The organism is Sphingomonas sp. GlSt437 (genome assembly GCF_048015635.2).
GTDB lineage: Bacteria > Pseudomonadota > Alphaproteobacteria > Sphingomonadales > Sphingomonadaceae > Sphingomonas.
Window position 1 is genome coordinate 37381 of the sequence record NZ_JBPGYA010000003.1, and the last position, 26787, is coordinate 64167.

Annotated in this window: 20 protein-coding genes; 13 read left to right on the plus strand and 7 right to left on the minus strand. The window is 66.9% G+C overall.

Annotated elements, in window-relative coordinates; all coding sequences use genetic code 11:
- The first annotated feature begins 264 nt into the window (after positions 1-264).
- The 7 genes from ACLB0R_RS14095 to trxA are packed head-to-tail and all read left to right on the plus strand — an operon-like array spanning position 265 to position 11448.
- Positions 265-2544: a sensor histidine kinase gene (locus ACLB0R_RS14095; protein WP_416643990.1), complete on the plus strand. Its 2280-nt coding sequence runs from the start codon at positions 265-267 to the stop codon at positions 2542-2544.
- The gene (gene tsaE, locus ACLB0R_RS14100) at positions 2541-2984 is read left to right on the plus strand and encodes a tRNA (adenosine(37)-N6)-threonylcarbamoyltransferase complex ATPase subunit type 1 TsaE (protein WP_416643991.1); all 444 of its coding nucleotides are present in this window, start codon (positions 2541-2543) and stop codon (positions 2982-2984) included. The genes ACLB0R_RS14095 and tsaE overlap by 4 nt, the downstream gene beginning before the upstream one ends.
- Entirely contained in the window at positions 2981-3949 is a 969-nt protein-coding gene (locus tag ACLB0R_RS14105; protein WP_416644385.1) for an aminoglycoside phosphotransferase family protein, read from the plus strand. Before tsaE ends, ACLB0R_RS14105 begins: the two co-directional genes overlap by 4 nt.
- Entirely contained in the window at positions 3946-4707 is a 762-nt protein-coding gene (locus ACLB0R_RS14110) for a nucleotidyltransferase family protein (protein ID WP_416643992.1), read from the plus strand. The genes ACLB0R_RS14105 and ACLB0R_RS14110 overlap by 4 nt, the downstream gene beginning before the upstream one ends.
- Positions 4700-7657 (plus strand): double-strand break repair protein AddB, encoded by a 2958-nt coding sequence (gene addB, locus ACLB0R_RS14115; protein WP_416643993.1) that lies wholly within the window; start codon positions 4700-4702, stop codon positions 7655-7657. The genes ACLB0R_RS14110 and addB overlap by 8 nt, the downstream gene beginning before the upstream one ends.
- Complete coding sequence (gene addA, locus ACLB0R_RS14120; protein ID WP_416643994.1) at positions 7654-11076, plus strand: double-strand break repair helicase AddA; 3423 nt, start codon at positions 7654-7656, stop codon at positions 11074-11076. The genes addB and addA overlap by 4 nt, the downstream gene beginning before the upstream one ends.
- Before the next feature lie 48 nt (positions 11077-11124).
- Entirely contained in the window at positions 11125-11448 is a 324-nt protein-coding gene (trxA, locus tag ACLB0R_RS14125; RefSeq protein WP_416643995.1) for a thioredoxin, read from the plus strand.
- Between the two features lie 236 nt (positions 11449-11684).
- Here the strand turns inward: trxA and argJ are convergent, their stop codons facing one another.
- Positions 11685-12920 carry a bifunctional glutamate N-acetyltransferase/amino-acid acetyltransferase ArgJ gene (gene argJ / locus ACLB0R_RS14130; protein WP_416643996.1) on the minus strand — a complete coding sequence of 412 codons (1236 nt, stop codon included), beginning with the start codon at positions 12918-12920 and terminating at the stop codon, positions 11685-11687.
- Positions 12921-13081: 161 nt separating this feature from the next.
- On the opposite strand from argJ, the gene ACLB0R_RS14135 reads away from it, so the two are divergent.
- The 5 genes from ACLB0R_RS14135 (at position 13082) to ACLB0R_RS14155 (ending at position 18540) form a co-directional block, all read left to right on the plus strand.
- A complete protein-coding gene (locus tag ACLB0R_RS14135; RefSeq protein ID WP_434953866.1) occupies positions 13082-13534 on the plus strand; it encodes an energy transducer TonB in 453 nt (150 codons plus the stop codon).
- 7 nt (positions 13535-13541) lie between these two features.
- Positions 13542-14105 (plus strand): energy transducer TonB, encoded by a 564-nt coding sequence (locus tag ACLB0R_RS14140; protein ID WP_416643998.1) that lies wholly within the window; start codon positions 13542-13544, stop codon positions 14103-14105.
- 76 nt (positions 14106-14181) lie between these two features.
- Complete coding sequence (locus ACLB0R_RS14145) at positions 14182-14439, plus strand: hypothetical protein (protein ID WP_416643999.1); 258 nt, start codon at positions 14182-14184, stop codon at positions 14437-14439.
- A 113-nt stretch (positions 14440-14552) separates the two neighbouring features.
- Positions 14553-17294, plus strand: a complete 2742-nt coding sequence (gene secA, locus ACLB0R_RS14150) for a preprotein translocase subunit SecA (protein ID WP_416644000.1) — start codon at positions 14553-14555, stop codon at positions 17292-17294.
- 16 nt (positions 17295-17310) lie between these two features.
- Positions 17311-18540, plus strand: a complete 1230-nt coding sequence (locus tag ACLB0R_RS14155; RefSeq protein ID WP_416644001.1) for an NAD(P)/FAD-dependent oxidoreductase — start codon at positions 17311-17313, stop codon at positions 18538-18540.
- A 3-nt stretch (positions 18541-18543) separates the two neighbouring features.
- On the opposite strand, the gene ACLB0R_RS14160 is transcribed toward ACLB0R_RS14155, so the two are convergent.
- The 3 genes from ACLB0R_RS14160 to ACLB0R_RS14170 all read right to left on the minus strand — a co-directional run bounded on the left by ACLB0R_RS14160 (position 18544) and on the right by ACLB0R_RS14170 (position 21173).
- Positions 18544-18861: a hypothetical protein gene (locus tag ACLB0R_RS14160; protein ID WP_416644002.1), complete on the minus strand. Its 318-nt coding sequence runs from the start codon at positions 18859-18861 to the stop codon at positions 18544-18546.
- Positions 18862-18976: 115 nt separating this feature from the next.
- Positions 18977-19897, minus strand: a complete 921-nt coding sequence (cysK, locus tag ACLB0R_RS14165) for a cysteine synthase A (protein ID WP_416644003.1) — start codon at positions 19895-19897, stop codon at positions 18977-18979.
- 16 nt (positions 19898-19913) lie between these two features.
- A complete protein-coding gene (locus tag ACLB0R_RS14170; RefSeq protein WP_416644004.1) occupies positions 19914-21173 on the minus strand; it encodes an MFS transporter in 1260 nt (419 codons plus the stop codon).
- A 144-nt stretch (positions 21174-21317) separates the two neighbouring features.
- Between ACLB0R_RS14170 and ACLB0R_RS14175 the strand changes: the two genes are divergently transcribed.
- The gene (locus ACLB0R_RS14175) at positions 21318-23108 is read left to right on the plus strand and encodes a DUF885 family protein (protein ID WP_416644005.1); all 1791 of its coding nucleotides are present in this window, start codon (positions 21318-21320) and stop codon (positions 23106-23108) included.
- Positions 23109-23367: 259 nt separating this feature from the next.
- Here ACLB0R_RS14175 and ACLB0R_RS14180 read toward each other — a convergent pair whose 3' ends face one another.
- From ACLB0R_RS14180 to hpnI, 3 genes are read right to left on the minus strand one after another with little or no spacing between them, the layout of a single operon-like run.
- On the minus strand, positions 23368-24798 hold the full coding sequence (locus ACLB0R_RS14180) for an MFS transporter (protein WP_416644006.1): 1431 nt from the start codon (positions 24796-24798) through the stop codon (positions 23368-23370).
- A complete protein-coding gene (hpnK, locus tag ACLB0R_RS14185) occupies positions 24795-25637 on the minus strand; it encodes a hopanoid biosynthesis-associated protein HpnK (RefSeq protein ID WP_416644007.1) in 843 nt (280 codons plus the stop codon). The genes ACLB0R_RS14180 and hpnK overlap by 4 nt, the downstream gene beginning before the upstream one ends.
- Positions 25634-26770: a bacteriohopanetetrol glucosamine biosynthesis glycosyltransferase HpnI gene (hpnI, locus tag ACLB0R_RS14190; protein WP_416644008.1), complete on the minus strand. Its 1137-nt coding sequence runs from the start codon at positions 26768-26770 to the stop codon at positions 25634-25636. The genes hpnK and hpnI overlap by 4 nt, the downstream gene beginning before the upstream one ends.
- Positions 26771-26787: the final 17 nt, after the last annotated feature.

The window sequence follows — 26787 nt, forward strand, 5'->3', positions numbered from 1 at the left end:
TTCAACCCATTATGGGCTAGCGGCAGTGGCAAAATGTCGGGGTGTTGTTCATTTTTATAACATAGTTGCATTCAGGCCACGCGAGGCAATCGCCCCCGCATCAGCGATCGTTCAAGGTGCAGGGCGACAGACCATTGCGTGCACGGCGGGCAAGGCGTTAGCGTAGGGTGTGCACCCCGTATCTTCATTGTTCCCATCGTGACCACGCTCCAGCTTGTTGGCATCGGCGTTCTTACCGGAGCGGCCGTATTTTTGTCGGCCGTCATGCTCTATTTGAGCCTGCGCGCGAGGAAAGGCGCTGCCGCGCTCGATCGGCATAATGGTCATCTTGAAGCGCTCATCGCCACTGCGCCCGCCATCCCGGTCGTCGTTCGCGCGGACGGTCGTGTGGATGCGACCGAGCGGCTGGCCGATTGGCTCGGATTGGCCGCGACGCCACGGTATCTGACGGACTTTGCCGTAGCCGAAGCCGGCTTGACCCCCGGCGACTTCGAAAATCTGCAGAACGACATTGTCGCCGCGCAGAAATCGGGGCGACCGTTCACCCGCGCGGTGCGGCCGCAGGGCTCGGCGCGGAGCCTGACGATCAAAGGGCAGCGCGCGCCGCGCGAGGTTCAGGCGCCGGGCGGCGTGGTGCTGTGGGTGTTCGATGCGACCGAAAGCCAGCAGGAAATCGTGCGGCTGGGCGATGAAGCGACACGCATCCGTGCCGCGTTCGACGCGCTGAGCGGGCTGATCGAGGCGGCGCCGCTGCCGATGTGGTATCGCGGGCCCGACCTCAGGCTGATGATGGTCAATTCGGCCTATGTTGATGCGGTCGAGGGTGGCGAGGCGGAGCAGGTCGTCGCGCGCGGCATGGAACTGGTCGAAGGCTCGGGCATTGGCGGGCCACTGGCGAGTGCCGTCGTCGCGCGCGAATCGGGCAAGCCGCAGATGCAGACGATGCCCGCGACGATCCTCGGTCAGCGGCGGATGCTCAAGGTATTCGACGTGCCGTTGCCGACGGGCGGGGTCGCGGGCTTCGCGGTCGATATCGAGGACCTCGAGCAGGCACGATCGGGGTTGAAGCGCTTTGCCGAAGCGCAACGCGCGATGCTCGATCGTTTGTCCGCTGGCGTCGTGCAATTCGGCGCGGACCGCAGTCTGGTGTTCTGCAATCAGCCGTTCCAGCGCTTGTTCGCGATGCGCAGCGAATGGCTGGCTGATCGGCCTGAGTTCGACCGCGTGCTCGAGCGCATGCGCGAGGCCAACCGCCTGCCCGAAGTGCGCGACTTCCCCGGCTGGAAGGCCGAACGGCGCGACTGGTTCGTCGCGACCGACAGCCAGATTGAGGAGCAATGGCATTTGCCTGGCGGCGTGCATTTGCGCGTAGTTGCGCAACCCTTGCCCGATGGCGGGCTGCTGCTGATCTTCGAGGATCGCACCGAGCAGGTTCAGCTCGCGAGTGCGCGCGACACGCTGCTGCGCGTGCGCACCGCGACCTTCGACAATCTGTTCGAGGCTTTGGGCGTGTTCGCGGTCGATGGCCGGTTGCAGCTGTGGAACAACCGTTTCCGCGCGGTGTGGGATTTTGACGAGGCGTTCCTGAGCCAGCACCCGCGCGTCACCGCGCTGGCGGAGGTGGCGAAGGACAAGCTGGCGACGCCGAGCCAAGCAGTGCTGATCACCGAGCTCGTCCGATCGGCGACGGCAGAGCGTCAGCAGCGCGGCGGTCGGGTGGCGATGGCCGATGGCCGTCATTTCGAATTCGCCGCCGTGCCACTGCCCGATGGCAATGCGCTGTTCACGATGCTCGACGTGACCGATCGCCAGCGGGTCGAGCGCGCGCTGCGCGACCGCAACGAGGCGCTGGAAGCCGCCGACAAGGTGAAGACCGCGTTCGTCGCCAACATGTCGTACGAGCTGCGCACGCCGCTCACCTCGATCAGCGGGTTCGGCGAAATGCTGCAGGCGGGCTATGCCGGCGAGCTGCCGCAGACCGCGCAGGATTATGTCGGCGCGATCATGGAATCGGTCGCGCGGCTGTCGACGCTGGTCGATGACGTGCTCGACCTGACGCTGGGGCAGAAGGACGGGCCCGAGCTCGAGCGGTTCGAGGTCGATCTGGAGCGCGTCGCCCGCGCCGCTGCCGATCGCGTGCGGACGCTGATGACGCGACGCAAACTCGATTTCGCGGTGGAGCTGCAGCCCTCGACCGGCAACGTGCTCGGCGACGCGCGGCGGCTCACTCAGACGATCGAAAACATGCTGCGCCATGCCGCTTCCGGCACGCCCGAGGGCGGCCGCGTGCTGCTCCACACCGACGGTACCGCCGCCAAGGCGCGCATCGTGGTGTCGGACAATGGCCGGGGGATGAGTGCCAAGGCGGTCGCCCGCGCGTTCGATCGCTTTGCCGAGCCCGGCCCGAACCGCGATGGCGAGCGCGCGCTGGGGCTCGACTTGCCGCTCGCCAAGCAATTTGCCGAAGCGCATGGCGGCACGATCGACTTGGTGTCCGAGCGCGGGCAGGGGACGCTGATTACCGTCGAGCTGCCGCGGCGATGATCCGGCTCGCGGATGCCGCTGCAACCGAGGCATTCGGCGCGCGACTGGGGGCGCTGGTGCGGGCGGGCGACGTGATCGCGCTTTCGGGGCCGCTCGGCGCTGGCAAGACAAGCCTGGCGCGCGGGCTGCTCGCGGCGCTGGGGCTTGCTGGCGAAGCGCCGTCGCCGAGCTTTGCGATCGTGCAGCCTTATGATCCGCCCGAAGTGCGGCTGCCGGTGCTGCATGTCGATCTGTATCGGCTAGATGATCCCGAAGACCTCGCCGAACTCGGCATCGATGACTCGGCAGATGCACTCTTGCTCGTCGAGTGGCCGGAACGCGCGGGTGCCGATTATTGGCCCGACGCGCTGGCATTGACGTTGGCGATCGAGCCCGACGGCGGCCGCTCCTTGACAGCGCGCGTGCCGGCGGCATGGAAGGAGCGATGGCCCTTTTCCTGACTCCCCCGCCGGCGGCACGCGGCTTTCTCGATGCGCATGGCTGGGCGGGCGCGGCCATTCTGCCGCTTGCCGGCGATGCGTCGTTCCGGCGCTATTTCCGCGTGATCGACGGCGACCGGCAAGCGGTGTTGATGGATGCGCCGCCGCCGCACGAAGACCCCCGCCCGTTCATCGCGATTGCCGAGTGGCTGGGCGAGCGCGGCTTCCGCGCGCCCGCGGTGCATGCGGCCGATCTCGACCATGGCCTGGTGCTGATCGAGGATTTTGGTGACACGCGGATGCGCGAGACGGCCGATGCCGATCCGCAAGCGACCGAGCGGCTCTATGCGCAAGCGGTCGATACTTTGGTGGCACTCCACGCGCATGCCCCAGCCGATTTGCGGCCTTATGATCGCGCCGAACTGCATCGCGAGGCGGGGTTGCTGACCCAATGGTATTGCCCGGCGGTTGGCCTCTCTGTGGACGAGGCGAGTTATGCAGCCGCCTGGGACGCGGTGTTCGACCGCGCGCTGACCACAACGCCGGTCACCGTGCTGCGCGATTATCATGCCGAGAACCTGATGCTCACCAGCGATGGTGGCTTGGGGCTGCTCGATTTCCAGGATGCGCTCGCCGGCCACCCGGCCTATGATCTCGTGTCGCTGCTCCAGGATGCGCGGCGCGATGTCGAGCCTGAGATCGAGGTGGCAATGCTGGCGCGCTACAAGGCGGCGACTGGCGCCGGCGCCGATTTCGACGATGCTTATCGGGTGCTCGGCGCGCAGCGGAACGCAAAGATCATCGGTATCTTCACCCGGCTGTGGAAGCGCGACGGCAAGCCGCGCTATCCTACGCTGTGCCCGCGCGTGTGGCGCTATCTTGAGGCCGATCTTGCCGCGCCGGTGCTGGCGCCGGTCAAGGCCTGGTTCGATGCCCATATCCCTGTTGCCAAGCGCGGTGACCCGATGCTGATTGCCGGCCAATGAGCGTCAAGCGCCCCTTGAAGCTGCGCCCCGATCTTGACGCGGTGGTGCCCGAAACCGCGATGGTGATGGCGGCGGGCTTAGGCAAACGCATGCGGCCGCTGACCGCAACGCGCCCCAAGCCTTTGGTCGAAGTCGCCGGGCGCGCGCTGCTCGATCACGCGCTCGACCGGCTGCGCGCGGCGGGCGTGAAGCGCGCGGTGGTCAACGTCCATTATCTCGCCGACGCGCTCGAAGCGCATCTCAAGCGCCAGGCGCAAGATATTGAAATCATTATCTCGGATGAGCGCAATCAGCTGATGGAAACGGGCGGCGGGCTGGTGAAGGCTTTGCCGCTGCTCGGTGACAAGCCGTTCGTTTCGGTCAATAGCGACAACCTCTGGATCGACGGACCGATCGACTCGATCAAATTGCTCGCGCGCCATTGGGACGATGCGACGATGGACGCGCTGCTGCTGATGGTGCCGCTGGCGCGCGCTAATTGCCATGCCGGGCAGGGCGATTTCCACCTCGACGCGCATGGCCGAATCACCGGGCGGCGGCGTCCCGGAAGGCTTGCGCCATTCGTGTGGACGGGGGTGCAGATATTGTCGCCGCGCCTCATCACTGATGCGCCGGCGGGGCCATTTTCGACCAATGTGTTCTGGGATCGCGCGATTGCGGCGGGGCGGGCGTTCGGCGTTGTCCATCAGGGGCTGTGGTTCGATGTCGGCACGCCGGGCGCGGTGAGCGCGGCCGAGGCCATTCTCGCCGATGCCTGAGCGGCGCGGCCCGCATGTCTACACCATCCCGACGCATCACGGCTTTGCCGACGCGCTCGCTGCCGGGCTGATCCGGCGATATGGCGGCGATCCGCTGGCGCTGGCGCGCGGGCTGGTGCTGGTGCCGACCAATCGCGCCAAGCGGACGCTGACCGAGGCGTTCGTCAGGGCGAGCGGACAGGGGCTGCTGCTGCCGCGCCTCGTCGCGATCGGCGATGCTGATCTGGACGAGGCGATCGGCGCGGCGCTCGACCCCGCCGACGCCGCCGATCCGGTGCCGCCCGCCATCGCCCCGCTCGAACGGCGGTTGATCCTGGCGCGACTAGTGAGCGAGGGCCGCGCCGCCGCTGGCGCGCCGGTCGACGCCGCCGAAGCGCTGCGGCTGGCCGGCGATCTGGCGCGAACGCTCGATCAATTGCTGGTCGAGGAAATCGCGCCCGAACGGCTGGCGACGATCGACATGAGCGAGGCGCTGGCGGCGCATTGGCAGCGATCGCTCGACGAACTGGCGGTGATCCTCAAGCGCTGGCCGGCGGAGCTTGCCGCGCGCGGTCGCGTCGATCTTGCCACGCGGCGCGGGCGATTGCTCGATGCGCTGGGCAAACGCTGGCGCCAGGCGCCGCCGGCGGGTTTTGTCTGCGCGGCGGGGGTGACGACCGCCGCCCCTGCCGTGGCGCGGCTGTTGCGCGTGATCGCCGGATTGCCGCTCGGCTCGGTGGTACTGCCGGGGCTGGCCACCGACATGGACGAGGCCGAGTGGCAAGCGCTCGGGCCGCACGAGCCTGATCCCGTGACTGGCCGCCGCCGCCGCTCGATCGAGACGCACCCGCAATTCCAGCTCAAGCTGCTGCTCGATCGCATGGGCGTCAATCGCGCCGAGGTGATCGACTGGCGTGATCGGGGCGGCCCCGAAGCGCCGGCGGCGCGCGCGCGGGCGATCGACAATGCGATGGCGCCGGCGCACTTCACCGCGAAATGGACGAGCCTGCCCGCCGCCGAGCGCCGCTTGACCGGCGTCCGCGCGGTCGAGCTGGCGACTCCGGCCGAGGAAGCGCAGGCAATCGCGCTGGCGCTGCGCGAGGTGCTAGAGACGCCGGGGCGCACCGCCGCGTTGGTAACGCCCGATCGGGCGCTGGCACGGCGCGTGGCGGCGCATTGCGCGCGCTGGGGGATCGCGATCGACGACTCCGCCGGCCATCCTTTGTCGCTGCTGCCCCCGGGTACGCTGCTGATCGAGCTGGCCGAAGCGGCGGCACAGCGGTTTGCGCCGGTGCCGCTGCTCGCGCTCGTCAAGCACCCGCTGGTGCGGCTGGGTGAGGCGCGGCTGGCGTGGCTGGAGGGGGCGCGGGCGCTCGACCTGGCGCTGCGGGGGCCGCGCCCGGCACCAGGGCTTGAGGGGATCGACCAATGGCTCGGCAGCGCGCCGAAATTCGAAGGCGCGGCGCACTGGTGGCCCGAAGCGCGCGCTCTGATCGCACCGATGGCGGCGTGCATCGCGAAGGGCGCGCAGCCGCTCGCCGATCTGCTTGCGGCGCTGCGCGAAACGGCGGACGCGCTCACCAATGGCGCCGCGTGGCAAGGGCCGGCAGGCCGCGCCGCCGCCGATTTGCTGACCGAACTTGAAGCACATGCCGCCGCCGGCCCTGCCAGCGTCGATCCGCTGGCATTGCCCCAGGCCCTGCGCGAATTGATGCGCGACATTGCCGTGCGGCCGCCGCAGGGCGGGCACCCCCGGCTGGCAATTTACGGCCTGATCGAAGCGCGGCTGCAGCGCGCCGATCAGATGATCCTGGGCGGCTTGAACGAGGGCAGTTGGCCCGCTGCACCAGCGCCCGACCCGTGGCTCGCCCCGCGCATCCGCGCCGAGCTGGGGCTGCCGGGCCTCGATCGCCGCATCGGCCTCGCCGCGCATGATTTTGCCGCCGGGCTCGGCGCGCCCGAAGTGCTGTTGACGCGCGCCCGCCGCGACGGATCAGCGCCGACGATCGCCTCGCGGCTCTGGCTGCGGCTCGAAGCGATGCTCGACAAGGGGGTGCCGCCCGCGGCCGAACTGGCGCAGTGGGCGCGCGCGATCGATGATCCCGGCGGCTACTGCCCCGCCAAACGACCGGCGCCGCGTCCGCCTGCCGCAATCCGCCCGCGCGCGATCTCGGTGACCGAAGTCGATCGGCTGAAATCGGACCCGTTTGCCTTTTACGCCCGGCGCATGCTGCGGCTGATGCCGCTCGATCCGGTCGATGCCGACCCCGGCCCGGCGTGGCGCGGCACCGAGGTGCATCGCATCCTGGAAACCTGGGTGCGCGACAATAGCGGCGTGCCCGGTGCCCTGATGCCGCGCACGCTGGCGATGCTAGCGGCGCAGCAAGTCCATCCGCTGCTCCGCGCGCTCTGGCAACCTCGGCTAATCGAGGCGATCGACTGGATCGCGCGGCAAGTCGCGGAAGATGTGGCAGCAGGTCGCGCGATCATCGCCGCCGAGGGCAAAGGGCGGCTCCAGCTTGGTGAGATCACGCTTAGCGGCACCTTCGACCGGCTCGATCGCCTGGCCGACGGCACGCTCGCCATCGTCGATTACAAGACGGGCACCCCGCCCTCAGCCGCGGCGGTGCGCGATGGGTACAGCCTGCAGCTCGGCCTGCTCGGGCTGATGGCGGAGCGCGGGGCGTTCGCGGCGGCGCAAGGTCGCGTCACCGGCTTCGAATATTGGTCGCTCGCCAAGAAGAATGGCGCGTTCGGCTATCGCACCAGCCCGGTGTCGGCGGACGGCAGCGATGGCCGCGTGCCGGTCGATGATTTCGTCGCGCTGGCCGCCGATCAATTCACCGGCGCGGTCGCCACCTGGCTGACCGGCGACGAACCCTTCACCGCCAAGCTGGTGCCCCGCTATGCGCCCTATGCCGATTACGACCAGCTGATGCGGCTCGACGAATGGTATGGGCGCGGCGAATGAGCGGGCGCGGTACCGACAATCTGCCGATGCTCCACGGCAATCAGGCGCCGGCGAGCGCGCCCGACGCGCATGTCTGGCTCTCCGCTTCGGCCGGCACCGGCAAGACGCAAGTGCTGGCGGCGCGCGTCTATCGGCTGTTGCTCGGCGGCACCGATCCGGGCGCGATATTGTGCCTGACCTTCACCAAGGCGGGCGCGGCGGCGATGGCGGATCGCATCAACCAGCGCCTTGCCGCCTGGGTGCGGATGCCATTGCTCGACCTCAGGCAAGACCTCTTTGCCTTGGGCGAGAATTGGCAGGCACCGGGGATGATCGAGCGGGCGCGGACGTTGTTCGCGCGCGTGCTCGATGCGCCGGGCGGCGGCATCCGCATCCAGACGATCCACGGTTTCTGCCAGACGCTGCTCGCGGGCTTTCCGGCCGAGGCAGGGCTGGTGCCGGGCTTCCGGCCGATCGAGGGGCGCGAGGAAGCGCAGCTCGCCCGCGATGCGCTCGCCGAAATGCTGGTCGATGCCGAGCGGGAGGGCCGGGATGGGGTGATCACCGCGATTGCCGATCTCAGCAAGCGCGTCGGTGAGCAGGCGGCGCAGGGCTTTCTCCACGCCTGCGCAAAAGCCTCGGATGCGATGGAGGGGTTGCCGCCGGCGATCCGGCCCTATCTGCGCCGCGCGGTCGATTTGCCGGAAGGCGATGTCGAGCCGTTGATCGCGGCGGGCTGTGCCGAGGATCGCTTCCCGGTGGACGCGGTGCGCGCGCTGGCGGCGGCGAACCGGGCGTGGGGGGCAAAAACCGGCATTGCGGCGGCGGAGACTGCTGAAGCGTGGCTGGCGGCCGCGCCCGCGGGTCGCGCGGCGATGCTCGATGATCTCCTCTTGCTCGTCGTCACCAAGAGCGGTGGCTTCCGCGCGGTGCGCGACAAATTGCTCGCTGCCGAGCCGCGTTACGCCGAGCTTGCCGAAGCGATCGCCGATGCCGCCCAGCCCCTGATCGAGAAGCGGAAACTCGCCGCCTTCATCGACCGTCTCGCGCCTATCCTGGATGCGGGCCGCGATTATGCCCGCACTTACACCCGCGCCAAGCGCCGGCTCGGCGTCGTCGATTTTGACGACATGATCCGTTCAACCGTGGCGCTGCTCCAACGCCCCGGCATGGGCGACTGGGTGCGCTACAAGCTCGATGCCGCCACCGATCATATCCTGATCGACGAGGCGCAGGACACCAATCGCGACCAGTGGACCATTATCAACGCGCTGGCCTCCGAATATTTTGCCGGCGAAGGCGCGCGCGATGGCAAGACGCGCACGCTGTTCGTGGTCGGCGATTTCAAACAGGCGATCTTTGGTTTCCAAGGCACGAGTCCCATCCATTTCATGCATGCCGAGCGCGAGTTCCGGGCGGTCGCGGCCGCAACGGGCGATGCGGGGGAGGGCGCCCCGTTCCATCGCTTGTCGCTCACCCAGTCCTTCCGCTCGACACCGCCGATCCTCGAGTTCGTTGATGCCGCCATCGCCGCGCTCCCGCCCCCGGGAATGAGCGACATTGTCGAGCTCGAACGTCACACCGGCAAGGCGGGGGCGGGAGTCGTCAGCCTGTGGCCGCCGGTGACGATCGAGGATGACGATACCGGCGAGGAAGGCTGGATCGGCGACGAAATCTGTGCGCTCGCCAGCCGCATTGCGCGCCAGGTCCGCGATTGGCTCAATCCCGCCGATCCGCTGATCCTGCCCGGCAAGGGCCGGCCGCTTCGGCCCGAGGACGTGATGATCTTGGTCAAGCGGCGCGGCGATCTCGCGGCGCTCATCGTCGCGCGGCTTTATGCCGAGGGCGTTGCGGTCGCGGGCGTGGATCGGTTGCGGCTCAACGCGCCGCTCGCGGTGATGGATCTGCTCGCGGCGATCCGCTTCGTTCTCCAGCCTGACGATGACCTGTCGCTCGCCAACCTCCTCGTCTCGCCGCTGATCGGCTGGACGCAGGACGAGCTGATGGCGGCGGCGCTCGGGCGCGAAGGGGTTAGCCTGTGGCGTCATTTGCGCGCGACCCAGCCACCCGAAAAGCTCACCCCTCTAAACGCGATGCTGGCGCGCGCCGATTTCACGACGCCGTATCGTTTCCTCGAAGAGCTGCTCTCGGGTGCGCTCGATGGCCGCCGCAAGCTGTTATTGCGGCTGGGCGAGGAAGCGCGCGACCCAATCGACGAGCTGCTCGCAGCCGCGCTGCAGTTTGAGGCACTCGCGACGCCCTCGCTGCAGGGCTTTCTCGACTGGTTCGATCGCGGCGAGGTCGAGATCAAGCGCGATCCGTCGCTGCCCTTGGGCGCGGTGCGGGTGATGACCGCGCATGCTGCCAAGGGATTGCAGGCGCCGCTCGTCATCCTCGCCGATGCGACGACCGACCCGGAGCGCTCCCCCCGCTCTACGCTCAGCTGGATGGGCGTGCCGGTGCCGCGACCGAGCAAGGATGACCGCGTCAGCATCTTCGCCGAGCTTGCTGAAGACGCCGATCAGCGCGAGCTGGAAGAGCATTGGCGGCTCTTCTACGTCGCCGCGACGCGCGCCGAGGAGCATCTCGTCATCGCGGGTGCGCTCGGTGCGCGCGCCAAGGGCGTGCCGCCGGCGTCGAGCTGGTATGCGGCCGCCGCGCGGGCGTTCGATGCGCTGGGCGTCGCGGCGGGCGAGGGCGCCCGTGACTATCGGGGCGCGGGAGCGCAGCCTGCGTTCAAAGCGCAGATCGATGCCAACGCGTCCGCGAGCGCCCCGATCGCAGACCTGCCCGATTGGGTGCGCCGGCCAGCGCCTGAGGAAGCCCGCCCGCCGCGGCCGCTCGCACCCTCCGCGCTCGGCGCCGACGATGTCGCCGATCCGCCACCAAGCCCGGCGCTCCGCGCGGCGGCGCGGCGCGGGCAATTGCTCCACGCGCTATTCGAGCGGTTGCCGGCAGTGGCGTCCGATGATCGGCGCACGGCGGCCGATCGCTGGCTTGCCGGCGCCGGCGGTGTCGAGGAGTCGAGTGAGCGCGCGGCGCTGATCGACGCCGCGCTCGGCGTGATCGACGACCCACGTTTCGCCGACTTGTTTGGCCCGCACGCGCTTGCCGAAGCGCCGATCGCGGCGGTGGTGGCGGACGGCTTCGTCGTCTCGGGCACGGTCGACCGGCTCGTGGTCACTGACGATGCCATTCGGGTCGTCGATTTCAAGACTGGCCGCCGCACGCCGACAGCGATCGACGACGTGCCCATACCGCATATCAAGCAGATGGCGGCCTATGTCGCGGCGCTTGACGTTATTTTCCCCAATCGCCCGGTCACGGCCGCGCTGCTGTACACCACCGGGCCGACGCTGTTCGAGCTCAGCCCCGCGCTGATCGGTGCCCACAAGCCGCGCTTTGGGGCGGCGGAGCAAAGCTTGCCATCGTCAGCTTGAGACGCGAGCCTTGCTTGCTTAGATTGCGCGCCAATCAAGGAGATTCCCATGGCGACCAAGAAAATCAGCGATGACAGTTTCGATTCCGACGTGCTCAAGGCCGACAAGCCGGTGCTGGTCGATTTCTGGGCGGATTGGTGCGGGCCGTGCAAGGTGATCGCGCCGAGCCTGGAAGAGATTTCGGACGAGCTCGCCGATCATGTCGTCATCACTAAGGCCAATCTGGACGATGCGCCCGAGGCAGCGACGCGCTTCGGCATCCGCACCATCCCTAACCTCGTGCTGTTCAAGGGCGGCGAGGAAGTGGCGCGGTTCAGCCGTGCGGCGCCGAAGAGCCAACTCAAGGCGTGGCTGGAAGGCGCGCTGGCCTGATCCACCTATCGTCGCCCCAGCGAAAGCGGGGGCCTCGTGACGGCGAAAGACTCCAGCTTTCGCTGGGGTGACGGTTGGGCCTAAAGTCAGTCCTTTTCACATTGAATTGTCGCCCCGCGAAGGCGGGGATCCCTTAACGCTGAACATCGTCCGACTAATCGGTTTCAGCCAGAATGGATTCCCGCCTGCGCGGGAATGACGGCTCCATCGAAACAAGACTGGAGTCCAGGCGCAGCTTAGCTCCGATAATCGGCGTTGATGCTGATATAGCCATGGGTCAGGTCGCACGTCCAAACGGTCGCGCGGCCTTCGCCCAGGCCCAGGTCGACCTCGATGTCGATGTCCTGGGTTTTGAGGTGCGCGGCAACCGGCGCTTCGTCATAATCGGCGACCGCGAGCCCCTCGCGCGCGACCTGGACGCCGCCGAAGCGGATCGATAGCCGGTCACGATCGGCTGGCTCTCCCGCCTTGCCGACCGCCATCACGACGCGGCCCCAATTGGCGTCCTCGCCGGCGATGGCGGTCTTCACCAGCGGTGAATTGGCAATCGATAGCGCGATGCGGTGCGCGCTGGCGTCGCTTTCGGCGCCGGCGACGTCGATGCGGATGAACTTGCTGGCTCCTTCGCCATCGCGGACGACGAGATGCGCGAGCTGCAGGCACAAATCGCTCAGCGCGGCGCGGAACGCATCGGCGCCGGGGGTGTCGTCATACTCGATCGGTGCGTTGCCGGCAGCGCCGGTTGCGAAGGCCAGCACGGTGTCGCTGGTCGAGGTGTCGCTGTCGACCGTGATGCACGAAAAGCTGCGCCGGTTCGCCTCGCTCAGCGCGTGCTGGAGAAAGGCGGGCGAAACGGCGGCATCGGTAAAGATGAACCCCAGCATCGTCGCCATGTCGGGCGCGATCATGCCGGAGCCTTTGATGATGCCGGTGAGGGTAATGGTGCGGCCATCGACAATCGCGGTGGTCGCGGCGCCTTTGGGGAACGTGTCGGTGGTGCCGATCGTCAGTGCGGCGTCTTCCCAACTCGCCAGCGGCGCGGCTAAGGCCGCGTCGAGCCCCGCCTCGGCCTTGTCGATCGGCAAGGGCACGCCGATGACGCCGGTCGAGGCGACGAAGATGTCGGACGGCTGGCAGCCGATTGCGCCGGCCGCCCGCGCGGCAATCGCTTCCACCGCCGCGCGGCCGCGACCGCCGGTGAACGCGTTGGCGTTGCCGGCATTGACCACGACCGCGCGCGCCTGGCCGAGCGCGAGTGCCGCCCGGCACCATTCGACTTCGGGGGAGGGGCATTTGCTCGTCGTCAACACGCCGGCAACGCTGGTGCCGGGCGCGACGGTAATGAACGTCAAATCGGCCCGATCCCACGCCTTGTATCCCGCCCGCGCGACGCGCCGCTCGACCCCGGCGATCTCGGGCAGATCGGGGAAGCGGGCGGGCGCGAGCGGCGAGCGGGACGACGCGGATGACATGGCGATTTTCTCTGACTAGGATTTCACGAAAGAACGATGCGAAGGGGTGTTAGAGTGACGAGGGTGTTAGAGTGACAGGGGCGCAACGCAAGATCGGATCGCAGCGGGCGGCAATGCTGGCGGTGCTCGGCATGGCCGCGCTTATTGGCCCCGGGGTTTCCTTGGCATTGGCCAAAACGCCGACCAAGCACGCTGCCAAGCCGGTTGCCAAGCCCATAACCAAGGGGCCCGCCAAGCCGACGCTGCCCGATCCAAGCACCGCTGCTCCCGCCGCGAAGACGGTCACCGATGATGGCATTCCGCGCGCCAAGCCGATCGGCAATCCCGCCGATTGGTTTCCGGCCGATGCTTATCCGCCCGAGGCGCGCAATGCCGGGCAGGAAGGCCGCACGGCATTCTCGGTCAAGGTCGATGCGCAGGGGCGGCTGGTCGAGTGCGACATTGTCCAGTCGAGCGGCTCGGCTCAGCTCGACAATACGACCTGCGACCTGATCGTCACCCACGGCCGCTTCTCCCCGGCGCGCGATGCGGCGGGGCATCCGGTCGCCGGCGTCTGGCGCTCGGCGATGCGCTGGCAGCTCGTCACCGGCCCGTCGACGCTCGACTCCGAATAGCGCCGGCGTGGAGGACAACAGCCCAAAGACCGGGCGGACTGCAGCGCTGGTCTTCGGCGGCATCGCCGCGCTCTCGATCGTCTTGCTAGCGCTGATCGTTATCAAACGTAGCGACGAAATCGCGCACCCGTTGCGCCATTTGCCACGGGTGCCGCTCTCGCGGCTGTCCGGCTTGGTTGAGCGATTGATCCGGTCGGGGCGCGATCGCGAGCGGCAAACCGGGCCCGCCCCGGCGCCGCCGGCACCAGAGCCTGCAGCACCTGAGCCGGCGCCGCATGGTGCGCATATGATCGGCAGTCCGGCCGATTGGTTTAGTGAAGAAACCTATCCGCCCTATGCCAAGCGCCATTCGATCGAGGGGCGCGTCAGCGTCCGCTTGACCATCGATGAAACGGGTTTGGTCTCGGATTGCCGCGTCACCGCGTCCAGCGGCGTACCGACGCTCGACCAGGCAACTTGCGCGGACGCGATCAGCAATGGTCGCTTCAAGCCTGCGGTGGACGCCAGCGGCAAGCCGATCACCAGCGAGCTGGACCTGCCACCGGTGCGTTGGCAACTGAAAGACGAGTGAACGTGCTTATCGACTTTGCATTGGACGTGGCGCCCGTCAGTGCCTATGTCCGCGCCACCATGAAGGTGACGTTGGCGTGACATTGCTGTTGCTTTTCTCGGCGCTGTTCTCGGCGCTGACCGGCGGGTCCGGCCCGGCGACGCGCTTTGTCGCGCCGCAGGCGGTCAGCCGGCAGGCGGCGGCGAGTGCGATCGTTAAGGCCGTGGCGCCTGCCGAGCGGCAGCGGCACGCACAGCCGCTCGCTTCGATTGCTGCCGTCGCTGTTACGCCCAAGATTGAGGGCGAAACGGTATCGCCAAGCGAACCCTTGTTCGCTGGACGCCGGCGCGAATAAGCGCGGTCGTCTGTCCACGGGCACGCATCCGCGCCCGTTTCAATCGTCCACTCGTCCCTTTGCCGATGCTGCCCGCTCAACCGGTGCCTCGGCGCTAATTTCAGGAAACCACCATGCTCGGCGCCATCGCCAAATCGCTGTTCGGCTCGTCGAACGAACGCTACGTCAAATCGCTCAACCCGATCATCGCCAAGATCGCGAGCTTTGAGCCTGCGCTCCAGGCAATGGACGATGCGACGCTCGCCGCGCAGACCGCCAAGTTCCGCGAGCAGCTCGCCCAAGGCGCCAAGCTCGACGATCTGCTGCCCGAGGCGTTCGCCACGGTGCGCGAAGCGGCCAAGCGCACGCTCGGCCAGCGCCATTATGACGTGCAGATGGTCGGCGGCATCGTGCTCCACCGCGGCGAAATCGCCGAGATGCGCACGGGTGAGGGCAAGACGTTGGTCGCGACGCTCGCGACCTATCTCAACGCGCTGCCCGGCACCGGCGTCCATGTCGTCACGGTCAACGATTACCTTGCCCGCCGCGACGCCGACTGGATGGGCCAGGTCTATCGCTTCCTCGGCCTGACGGTCGGCGTCATCGTACCCAACCTGTCGGACAGCGAGCGCCGCGAGGCCTATCACTCGGACATCACCTACGGCACCAACAACGAGTTCGGCTTCGATTATCTGCGCGACAACATGAAGTATGATCGCGACCAGATGACGCAGCGCAAGTTCAACTTCGCGATCGTCGACGAGGTCGATTCGATCCTGATCGACGAAGCCCGCACGCCGCTGATCATTTCCGGCCCCACCGACGACAAGACCGACCTGTATCTGCGCGTCGATGCGGTGGTGAAGCAGTTCGTGCCCGAGGATTATGAGCTCGACGAAAAGCAGCGCTCGATCATCCTGACCGAAGACGGCACCGAAAAGGCCGAGCGGATGCTCGAGAGCGCCGGGCTGCTCCAGGGCAGCAACCTCTATGATTTCGAGAACACTCAGGTCGTCCACCACCTGAACCAGGCACTGCGCGCAAACATGATGTTCAAGCGCGACATCGATTACATCGTGAAGGACGGCAAGGTCGTCATCATTGATGAGTTTACCGGCCGCATGATGGACGGGCGGCGCTGGTCGGAAGGGCTGCACCAGGCGGTCGAGGCCAAGGAAGGCGTGACGATCGAGCCCGAAAACCAGACGATGGCCTCGATAACCTTCCAGAATTATTTCCGCATGTACCCGAAGCTTTCCGGCATGACCGGTACGGCAGCGACCGAGGCGGCGGAATTCTACGACATCTACAAGATGAACGTCGTCTCGATCCCGACCAACGTGCCGGTCAAGCGCGTCGACGAGGAAGATACGTTCTACAAATCGACCGCCGACAAGTTCCAGGGCATCGCGCGGACGATCAAGGAACATGCCGAAAAGGGCCAGCCGGTGCTCGTCGGCACAGTCTCGATCGAGAAATCCGAGCTGTTGTCCGATTATCTGACCAAGGAAGGCGTGCCGCACGCGGTGCTCAACGCGCGTTTCCACGAGAGCGAAGCGCATATCGTCGCGCAGGCGGGCCGCAAGGGCGCGGTGACGATCGCGACCAACATGGCGGGTCGCGGTACCGACATTCAGCTCGGCGGCAACCTCGATTTCCGTATTGCCGACGAGCTGCGCGACCTGGCCGAGGGGCCGGAGCGCGACGCCGCGATCGAGCGGATCAAGGCCGAGATCGCGGTCGAAAAGCAGGAAGTGCTCGACGCCGGCGGGCTGTTCGTGCTCGGCACCGAGCGCCACGAAAGCCGCCGCATCGACAATCAGCTGCGCGGTCGTTCGGGCCGCCAGGGCGATCCGGGCCTCAGCCGCTTTTACCTCTGCCTCGACGACGATCTGCTGCGCATCTTCGGCCCGGACACGATGTTCGCCAAGATGATGCGCGCCAATCTGGAAGACGGCGAGGCGCTGCCGCCGTCGCGCTGGATGTCGAAAGCGATCGAGACCGCGCAGAAAAAGGTCGAGGCGCGCAACTACGACATCCGCAAGCAGGTCGTCGAGTATGACGACGTGATGAATGACCAGCGCAAGGTGATCTACGAGCAGCGCGCCGACATCATGGATGCCGAAACGGTCGGCGATGTCGTCACCGACATGCGCACCGAGACGGTGAACGCGATCGTCGGTGAGGCGTGCCCGCCCAACAGCTATCCCGAGCAGTGGAATGTCGAGCTGTTGAAGGAGCGCGCGCGCGAGGTGCTCGGGCTGGAGCCGCCGATCGACGCGTGGCTGAAGCAGGATGCGATCGACCCCGAATTGCTGGGCGAGCAATTGCAGGCCGCCGCCGACGCGCTGGTCGCCGAAAAAGCCGCGAGCCTGGAGCCCGAGACCTGGATCCAGGTCGAAAAATCGATCCTGCTGCAGAATCTCGACCATCACTGGAAGGAGCATCTGGCGACGCTCGATGCGCTGCGCCAGGTCGTCCATCTGCGCGCTTATGCGCAGAAGACGCCGCTCAACGAGTATAAGCAGGAGGCGTTCGCGCTGTTCCAGCGCATGCTCGACAATATCCGCGACGATGTGACGCGGACGATTGCCTATGTGCAGTTCCAGCTGCCTGAAGCGCCGCCGCTGCCCGAGCTGCCCTCGTTCCTGACGACGCACCTCGATCCGCTGACGGGTATCGATGACACCAATGACATCGACGCCGGCACGCTGGGTCTGGTGACGACGCGGGTCGCGCCGCTGCAGGCGCCGCAGCCCGATGCGAGCGGCCTGGGCAGCGATCCGGCAAGCTGGGAAGGCGTCGTCAGCCGCAATGCGCCGTGCCCGTGCGGATCGGGGCAGAAATACAAGCATTGCCACGGCGCGCTGGCCTGATCGCAAAGGGTAGGGGGTGCGCCACTTCGATGTTTTGATCGTCGGTGCTGGCCATGGCGGCGCGCAGGCGGCGATTGCGCTTCGGCAGCTGAAATTCGCGGGCTCGATCGGCGTTATCGGCGCCGAGCCCGAACTGCCTTATGAGCGCCCGCCGCTCTCCAAGGATTATCTGGCGGCGGAAAAACCGTTCGAGCGGCTGCTGATCCGACAGCCGGCGTTTTGGGCGGAGCGGAGCGTCGAATTCATCCTCTCGGCGACGGTCGTGGCGGTCGATGCTGGCGCGCATCGGGTGACGACGGACCATGGCGAGACGCTCGGCTTTGGCCAGCTCATCTGGGCAACGGGCGGTGCGCCGCGCCGGCTCAGCTGCGATGGGCATGATCTCTCCGGCGTCCACAGCATCCGCACTCGCGCCGATGTCGACCGGCTCGAAAGCGAGCTCGCCGCGACGCGCCACGTTGTCGTTATCGGCGGCGGCTATATCGGGCTGGAGGCAGCTGCGGTGCTGCGCAAGTTCGACAAGCAAGTGACGTTGGTCGAGGCGCTTGACCGCGTGCTGGCGCGCGTTGCTGGTGAGCCGCTGTCGCGCTTCTTCGAGGCCGAGCATCGCGCGCACGGCGTCGACATCCGGCTGGGCGCGAGTGTGGCGGGGATCGGCGGCGAGGGCGACCGCGTGACCGGCGTTCGCCTTGCCGATGGTGAGCTGCTCGCCGCCGATATGGTCATCGTCGGCATCGGCATCGAGCCTGCCATCGGCCCGCTCGTCGCAGCCGGCGCGGCGGGCGGCAATGGCGTGATGGTCGACGAGCTTTGCCGCACCACCCTGCCCGACATTTACGCAATCGGGGATTGCGCTGCGCATGCCAATCGCTTCGCCGCTGGCGCGACCATCCGTCTCGAATCGGTACAGAACGCCAACGACCAGGCAACGACGGCGGCGAACGCGATTATCGGCGCGCCGGAGCCCTATTCAGCCGTGCCGTGGTTCTGGTCAAACCAATATGATCTGCGCTTGCAGACGGTGGGCCTGTCCGGCGGCCATGATGCGACGGTGCTGCGCGGCGACCCGGCGACGCGCTCGTTTTCACTCATTTATCTGCGGGACGGCGCGGTGATCGCGCTCGATTGCGTCAACGCGACCCGCGATTATGCGCAGGGTCGTGCGCTGGTCTTGGCGGGCAGCCGCGTCGATCCCGCCCGGCTCGCCGACACCGCCGTCCCGCTCAAGGAGCTGGCGGCAGGCTGACGATTATTCTTTCCAGAATCCCGTGGCTTCGCACAGGTCCCACTTGTCGGCCGCGCCCATCCGGCAGCCGCCATCGTTCGAGCGGCATTCACGATAAGCGATCTGATAGCGCTGGTAGCAACCGATCGGATTGTCCTTGCCCGTTGCCGGCAATGTCTTCGCCGCGGGGCGTTCGACCACGGCCGGCACCATCTGCGACGCGACTGCGCGCGACGGCGTGATCAATTGCGTGGCGGCGCGCACATCCGCAGCCCGTGCCGGCGTGGTCGGCATGATGTGATGGCCAAAGACCATGGGCCAAAGCTGAACCACCGCCAGCATGAAGCTGGCGCAAATCATAATCTGACGCACGTTAAAGCCCCCGAGCCCCGATCCGCGACTCGGTCACTCTATCAAAGATTCGCTCCGATTCGAACGGAATCCTGCGCCTATGTGTTCAATTTTCGGGCAGGAAATCGGGCACCGAAAGATAGCGCTCGCCAGTGTCGTAATTGAAGCCCAGCACGCGTGCGCCGCTCGGCAGATCGGGCAGCTTCTGGCGGATCGCGGCGAGCGTCGCGCCCGACGAAATGCCGACCAGCATGCCTTCCTCGCGCGCGGCGCGGCGCGCCATTTCCTTGGCGAGATTGGCATCGACCTTGATGACGCCATCGAGCGCGGCGGTGTGCAGATTGGCGGGCACGAAACCGGCGCCGATGCCCTGAATGGGATGCGGCCCCGGCTGCCCGCCCGAGATGACCGGCGACGCTTCCGGCTCGACCGCATACACCTTCAGGTTGGGCCAGCTCTTTTTGAGCGTCTCCGCGACGCCCGTAATGTGGCCGCCGGTGCCGACGCCCGTGATAATGACGTCGATCGGCGTATCGCGGAAATCGGCAAGGATTTCCTGCGCCGTGGTGCGGACGTGAACGTCGATATTGGCGGCGTTCTCGAACTGCTGCGGCATCCACGCACCCGGCGTTTCATCGACCAGCTGCATCGCCCGCTCGATCGCGCCTTTCATCCCCTTTTCGCGCGGGGTGAGATCGAAGGTCGCGCCATAAGCGAGCATCAGCCGGCGGCGTTCGAGCGACATGCTCTCGGGCATCACCAACACGAGCTTGTAGCCCTTCACCGCCGCGACCATCGCCAGCCCGACGCCGGTGTTGCCGCTGGTCGGCTCGATGATCGTACCGCCGGGCTTCAAATGGCCGTCGCGCTCCGCCGCTTCGATCATCGCCAGCGCGATGCGGTCCTTGATCGACCCGCCGGGATTGGCGCGCTCGGACTTGATCCACACCTCGGCTTCCGGAAACAGCTTGGCGACGCGGATGTGCGGCGTGTTGCCAATGGTCTCGAGGATCGTCTGCGCTTTCATCGTCGGGCTCTCCTGTTCAGGCGGCTGCAGTTTCTATCTTGGGCGGATCGAAGGTCTTGGCAAGTTTTAGCTCGGGGAACAGCCGCGCCCAAAGGATCGTGATCACGATCGCGCCGACCCCGCCGAACACTACAGCGCCGACTGGCCCGAGGATCGAGGCGAGCAGCCCGCTTTCAGCCTCCCCCAGCTCGTTCGAGGCAGAAATGGTCAGCTGCGACACCGCCGAAACGCGGCCGCGCATCGCATCGGGTGTGTGGAGCTGGATCAGCGACTGCCGGACATAGACCGACACCATGTCGGCCGCGCCCGCCACGATCAACGCGGCAACGCTGAGCCAGTAAAAGCGCGACAAGCCGAAGCACAGGATGGCAGCACCGAACACGATTACCGCCAGCAGCATCCGCGCACCGACATCGCGCTTCATCGGCCGGACCGAGAATAGCACTGCCATTACCGACGCGCCGATGCCCATGCTGGCGGCGAGCAGCCCGAGGCCATCGGCGCCGACATGGAGGATGTCCCGAGCGAACACCGGCAGCAGCGCGGTCGCGCCGGCCAGCAGCACGGCGAACAGATCGAGCGTGATCGTCGCCAGCACCAGCCGGTTGCGGCGGACATAATGAAAGCCCTCGGCAATGCGCGCCAGCGGCCGGTGATCGGTCTGGGCGGGCGGCTGCGGCACCGGGCCAATCAGCATCAGGCAGATGAGCGCGGTGACCAGCAGCGCGATGCAGCCGGCATAAGCAATGTTGGGGCTGAGCGCGAACAGCAGCCCGCCGACGCTCGGGCCGGCGATCGAGCCGACTTGCCATGCAATCGAACTGATCGCGATCGCGGTCGGCAAGCTCTCGCGCGGCACCAGATTGGGCGAAAGGGCAGAGAAAGCGGGGCCGGAAAAGGCGCGGACGATGCCGGCAATCACCGCCGCGCCATAGAGCGCGACCAGCCCCAGATGCCCCGTCCACGTCAGCACACCCAAGGTCGTCGCGCTCAGAGTCATCAGCGCGGTCGTGGCGCGGACGATGGCGCGCCGGTCGACGCTGTCGGCGATCAGCCCTACCACCGGCGTCAGCACGAACAGCGGCACGAATTGCGCCACGCCGATCATGCCCAGCATGAACGACGCACCCCGGATCGACATGGTCTCGCGTGCAATGCCGTAGGTTTGCCAGCCGATGATGATCGCCATCGCGGTGATCGCGACCGTCATCGTCAGCCGCGCCGCCCAATAGGCACGGAAATTGGGGATGGAGAGGGGGTGTGCCGCTTTGGCCATCGTAACGACGGGCTCTAGGCCAGGGCAGGGGGCACGGGCAACCGGCATTCGCGGAAACAATGCGTTGGCCGGCGGATGCTTTGGCTTTCCCCGGCGCCTTATCCCTGCGACACAGTGCCCAACGACTCAATGAAGGAGACTGGGATGCGGCGAGTATTGATGGCGACGGCCGGGGCGCTTGCGCTCGCAAGCTGCGCGCAACAGCCGGCGAGCAAGGCGACCGAAACCAAAGCCGAAACGACAGTCGAGACGGCGACGGCAACCGCAGTGTCGACCCCGATCACACCGTTGGCGCCGCTGCCCACCACCAGCTTCCCCGCTTTCCGAGATGCCTTTGTCGAGCAGCTGTTCCAGCTCGACCCGACCTATGCGGTCTATCAGGGCCGGCATGATTTCGATGGCCAGCTCCCCAATTGGAGCCCGGCGGGGCTGAAGCAGATGGCCGATTTCCTGAAGGAAGCCATTGCAGACGCCGGCAAGTTCGACGACGCCAAGCTCCCTGCCGACCAGGCGTTCGAGCGCCGCTATCTGGTCAAGGTCGCCGAGGGGCGGTTGTTCTGGCTGACCGACGCCGATCAGCCGCACAAGAACCCCTATTATTATATCAATGACGGGCTCGACCCGAACGCCTTCATCGCTCGACCCTATGCCGACAAGGCGACGCGGCTGAAAGCGATCACCAAATTCTTCGGCAACATTCCGACCGCCGCCGCGCAAATCCGCGCCAATCTGCAAGCGCCACTGCCGCTGAGCCTGATCAATTACGGCGTCGCCGCGTTCAAGGGCTATGGCGATTTCTATGCCGGTGACGCGCGCAAGGCCTTTGCCGATGTGAAGGACGCCAAGCTCCAGGCCGATTTCGTCAAGGCATCTGACGCGGCGGCGAAGGCGATGCATGATCTCGCTTATTGGGTGGAGCAGCAACGCCCGCACGCCACCCGGGATTTCGTGCTCGGCAAGGATCGTTTCGCGCGGATGCTGCTGGCGACCGAGGGGGTCGATACCCCGCTCGATCAGCTCGAGCAGATCGGTCGGGCCGATCTGAAGCGCAACAGGGACGCGCTCGTCGCCGCCTGCGCCAAGTTTGCGCCGGGTGCGAGTGTGCCCGCCTGCATCGCCAAGCTCAATGCCAACAAGCCGGTCGGCGGTCCCGTCGCCGAAGCGCGCCGCCAGATCCCGATGCTGCGCGCGTTCGTGACCAGCCACGATATCGTCAGCATCCCCGGCACCGAGCAAGCGATGGTCGAGGAAAGCCCGCCCTATAACCGGCAGAATTTCGCGTATATTGATCCGCCGGGGCCTTTCGATAAGGGCATCCCGTCGGTCTATTACATCTCGCCGCCCGACCCGACTTGGTCAAAGGCGGTGCAGGATGCCTATGTGCCCGGCAAGGCGGACTTGCTGTTCACGACAGTGCACGAAGTGATGCCGGGGCACTTCGTCCAGTTCCTCCATGCCAACCGGTCGCCGTCCAAATTCGGGCAGATTTTCGTCGGTTACGCGTTCGCCGAGGGTTGGGCGCATTATGCCGAGGAAATGATGTGGGATGCGGGCCTCAACAATGGCGACCCGGAAACGCATATCGGCCAGCTTTCCAACGCCTTGCTGCGCGATTGCCGCTTCCTGTCGGCGATCGGGCTGCACACTGGCGGGATGAGCGTCACCCAGTCCGAGCAATTGTTCCGGACCGAATGCTTCCAGGACGAGGGCACCGCCAAGCAACAGGCGGCGCGCGGCACTTATGACCCGGCCTATCTCAACTACACGATGGGCAAGCTGATGATCCGCCGCCTGCGCGCCGACTGGACCAAGGACAAGGGCGGTCGCAAGGCGTGGAAAGCCTTCCACGATGCTTTCTTGAGCTATGGCGGCCCGCCGATCCCGCTGGTGCGCCAGGCAATGCTGAAGGAAGCGGACGCGAAGGCGGTGTTTTAGGAGTCTAGCGTCGTCCCCTCTCCCCTGCGGGAGTTCGGGGTCGGCCATGCCCCCGGCATGGCCTAAACAGCGTGGGGCGCTGTTTACCCCGAACTGGTTGCGCAGACTTAGTCTTTGCGCAGCAAAGGCTTAGTCGAAGCTGGGTGAGGGGTACGATCCTGCATTATTCCCATGCAGCCGCCCTCACCAAGCTTCGCTAGCGAGCAAGCTCGCAAGCTACGCTATCCTCTCCCGCAGGCGGGAGAGGAATGGTTGCTCGCTACCGCGTCGCCTTCAACACCGGCACTTCGTCCTGCATCTCGGTCTTTCCCGGGTCGCGGATCGAGGGGCGCAGGCGGGCGATGCTGCACAGGCCGGCGATAAGCGCGAGGCCGGCCGAAACCATCGGCGGCACCCGGCCGTCGCCAATGCCCATCGCGAGCAGCGCCGCGACCACGGTCGCACCCATCGTTTGCCCGGTGAGCCGCATCGTCGCGACCAGCCCGCCCGCTGCCGCTGCCCGCTCGCGCGCGACCGAGCCGATAATGAGGCGCGCATTGGGCGGCAGGAAAATGCCGAAGCCCGATCCGCACAGCGCCATCCGCCAGGCGATATCGAGCGAGGTGGCATCCGCCGGTAGCGTCGCGATCAGCACCAGCGCGGTAATCGACACCAGCATGCCGATGCCGCCGAGCAGCCCCGCCGGCACGCGATCCGACAGCCAGCCGGCCAGCGGCGCTACGATCATGTTGGTGAGCGGCCAGGGCGCAATCACCGCGCCGACCATCGCCGGGGTGAAATGATAGTGGTGCTGGAGGCGGAAGGGCGTCGAGACGATCAGCGTCATCGACGCGGTGAACGCGGTGAACGCGCCGATTGCCGACAGCGCAATGATCGGCCGCGCGAGCAGATCGATCGGCAGGATCGGCTTTGGCTCATGGCGCTCGCGGCGCACGAACGCGATGCCGATCGCGATGCCGGTGAGCACGATCGCTGCGGAGACGACCGGGCTGTCGCCATGCACGCCGCTTTCCATCCCGCCGATGACGAGCCCGAACATGGCGGCGCACATAATGCCGCCGATCACGTCGAACGGCGCGGTGCCGCGTGGCGGATCGGGCAGCGCTCGGCCCAGGATGAGCGAGGCGATGCCGAACGGGACAGCGCTCGCGAACACCCACGGCCAGGGCGCGACCGCCAGCACCAGCCCGCCCAGCGATGGCGCCAGCGCCGCGCTCGACGAGACGATCACTGAGTTGATTCCCAACCCGCGGCCCAATTGCCTGGACGGGTAAGTCGAGCGGATCAGCGCCGAGGAAACGCTGAGCGCCGCCGCCGCGCCCATCGCCTGCACCGCGCGGACGACGAGCAGAAAAGGCAGGCTGTTGGCGAAGAAGCACAACATCGTTGCGATGGTGAAGAGGAGCTGGCCCCATTGGTAGAGCCGCTTGAGCCCGATCCGGTCGCCCAGCCCGGCGAGCGGCAACAGCAGCATGACCAGCATCAGCTGATAGACGGTGACCACCGCCACCGCCGCGCTGCTGTTGACGTGCAGATCGCGCGCGATCGTCGGCAGCGCGACATTGGGCACCGATCCGTCGATAATGACGAGCGCGGTCCCGAAGCCCAGCGCGGCGATTGCCCATAAACGGCGAGGGAGGGGGAGGCCGTCCGGCGGCGTGGTGGGCGTTGGCTCGGCCGGGCTTGTCACGCCGCCAGATCGCCCGATCGCGCCAGGCGCGCGCCGCTTGCCTCCAGCGCGGCCTTAACCCCGGGCGACGTCAGCGCCGCCAACTCGTCTGCATAGCGATAGCCGGGGGCATGACCGGGGAAATCATCGCGCGTACCGGGATGGAAGTAGATTTCGCTCACCCCGTCGGGCAAGCGCGCGGCCAGCGCGGCGACGCGCGCAGTCGTCATCGCGCCTGACCAGGCAAGGCCGAACACTTGATCCGCCATGACGATGCCTTGGCGGCGGAATCGTCCACGCAGGCGGCGCGCCCAGATGTCGGCGATGCGTGTGGTCGCATTGCGGTTTGTGAGCTCGATCGCCGCGATGACATTGACGGGTTCCACCGGCGCGCGGCTCGCTTTCAGGCCATAGCGCTTGCCGACCTCGATCATCGTTGCGGCGATCGTCGGATGGAGGTGGAAATGCTTGTGCGCGTTGACGTGATCGAGCGGCAGGCCGGTCGCGGCGAACCGCGCGAATTGCGCCTCAACCTCGGCGCGCAACTGGCGGCGGACGGCGGGGCGGAAGAAAATGTCGACGCCGGTGCGCGCCATATCCGTTCGGAACATGCCGTCGGGACCCACAAGATCGGGAATCTGTTGAGGCGGCAGGGCCGGACGCCCCTCGACCAGCACCAGATGTAGACCAACCCCCAAGCCCGGCAAGCGCCGTGCACGGGCAACCGCGTCATCGACCGCGTCGCCCGTCACCATCAGGCTTGCCGCCGTCAGGCACCCTTGCGTGTGGGCCACCTCGACTGCTTCATTGACCGCCTCGGCCGCGCCGAAATCGTCGGCGGTCACGATGACGGTCTTCACGCGCCCTCGGCCTCGATCCGCCCGGCGGCGCGCATCTTGAGCCGCGCCCCGCGCCAGTCGACACGGCGGACGAACAGGCTCGTCACATGAACGCCGAAGGTCATCAGGTCACGCAACGGCATCAGCCACAGTGGCAGCGTGGTGCGGCCGAGCACCCGGTCGACCACCTTTGCCGACACCAGCCGGGTGATCAGCGCGGCGATGACCACAGCCAATGTCCAACGTCCCGGCGCCAGCAGCAGCGCGATCAGCGACAGCGGCAGCGCGTGCAGCGTCAGCGATCCGACATGGCCTGCCGCGTTGACGGTGCGCACCGTCGCCATCCAGCGCAGCTCGTGCTTGGCAACCTCGGCAAAGCTGGTCTCGATCGAGGCATGCGTCACGAACACCGGCGGCACCACCACCTTCAGCCCCAGCGCCCGCACCGCCTGGCCGATCGCATAATCATCAGCCAGCGTATCGACGAAGCGATCGAAGCCGCCAATCGCCTCCAGCGTCTCGCGGCGCATCGCGATCGTCGAGCCCATGCAGACATCGCCCATGCCGAGATCGAGGCTCAGCATCATCGATGGCATGAAGTGGTAGCTGACAATCCCGGCGCAGAAGCGCGACCAGAAGCCGGTGTCGCCGCGCCCGCCATAAGCAATCGTCACCGCGCCGATGCCGGGATCGGCAAGCTGCGCGGCGATATGCTTCAGGTAATTGGGCGGCGCGGCGATGTCGCTGTCGCTTAGCACGATCAGGTCGTGGCGTGCGGCGGGCATCATGTTGACGATGTTGCCGATCTTGGCGTTGGCGCCATGCCGGCGTCCGTCAACCACGACATCGACCATGTCGCCGATCGAGCGGGCGATGTCGGCCGCCGGATCGTCGGCGCGGGCGACGCCGGCGAGGATCTGGATCGGTGCGTCCCAGTCCTGGTCGCGGAAGGTCGCCAGATTTTCCGCCAGCCGAGGCTCATCACCGTGGAGCGGTTTCAGCATCGTCACCGGCTGGGGCGCAACTGCGAGCGGCGCGGCGCGCGACGCTCGCCCGAGCCGCGCCATCGACCGCGTCGAGGCGAGCACGGCAACACAGCCGAACAGCGCCAGCACGTCCAACGCGGTCGCAACCCAGGCCAGGAATGTCGTCATCGCCGGCGCTATCGTCG

Excerpts from the sequence above, each read along its gene's own strand:
- ACLB0R_RS14095 (WP_416643990.1), top strand. The coding sequence starts at position 265 with ATGCTCTATTTGAGCCTGCGCGCGAGGAAAGGCGCTGCCGCGCTCGAT.
- tsaE (WP_416643991.1), top strand. The coding sequence starts at position 2,541 with ATGATCCGGCTCGCGGATGCCGCTGCAACCGAGGCATTCGGCGCGCGA.
- ACLB0R_RS14110 (WP_416643992.1), top strand. The coding sequence starts at position 3,946 with ATGAGCGTCAAGCGCCCCTTGAAGCTGCGCCCCGATCTTGACGCGGTG.
- addB (WP_416643993.1), top strand. The coding sequence starts at position 4,700 with ATGCCTGAGCGGCGCGGCCCGCATGTCTACACCATCCCGACGCATCAC.
- addA (WP_416643994.1), top strand. The coding sequence starts at position 7,654 with ATGAGCGGGCGCGGTACCGACAATCTGCCGATGCTCCACGGCAATCAG.
- trxA (WP_416643995.1), top strand. The coding sequence starts at position 11,125 with ATGGCGACCAAGAAAATCAGCGATGACAGTTTCGATTCCGACGTGCTC.
- argJ (WP_416643996.1), bottom strand. The coding sequence starts at position 12,920 with ATGTCATCCGCGTCGTCCCGCTCGCCGCTCGCGCCCGCCCGCTTCCCC.
- secA (WP_416644000.1), top strand. The coding sequence starts at position 14,553 with ATGCTCGGCGCCATCGCCAAATCGCTGTTCGGCTCGTCGAACGAACGC.
- ACLB0R_RS14160 (WP_416644002.1), bottom strand. The coding sequence starts at position 18,861 with ATGCTGGCGGTGGTTCAGCTTTGGCCCATGGTCTTTGGCCATCACATC.
- cysK (WP_416644003.1), bottom strand. The coding sequence starts at position 19,897 with ATGAAAGCGCAGACGATCCTCGAGACCATTGGCAACACGCCGCACATC.
- ACLB0R_RS14170 (WP_416644004.1), bottom strand. The coding sequence starts at position 21,173 with ATGGCCAAAGCGGCACACCCCCTCTCCATCCCCAATTTCCGTGCCTAT.
- ACLB0R_RS14175 (WP_416644005.1), top strand. The coding sequence starts at position 21,318 with ATGCGGCGAGTATTGATGGCGACGGCCGGGGCGCTTGCGCTCGCAAGC.
- hpnI (WP_416644008.1), bottom strand. The coding sequence starts at position 26,770 with ATGACGACATTCCTGGCCTGGGTTGCGACCGCGTTGGACGTGCTGGCG.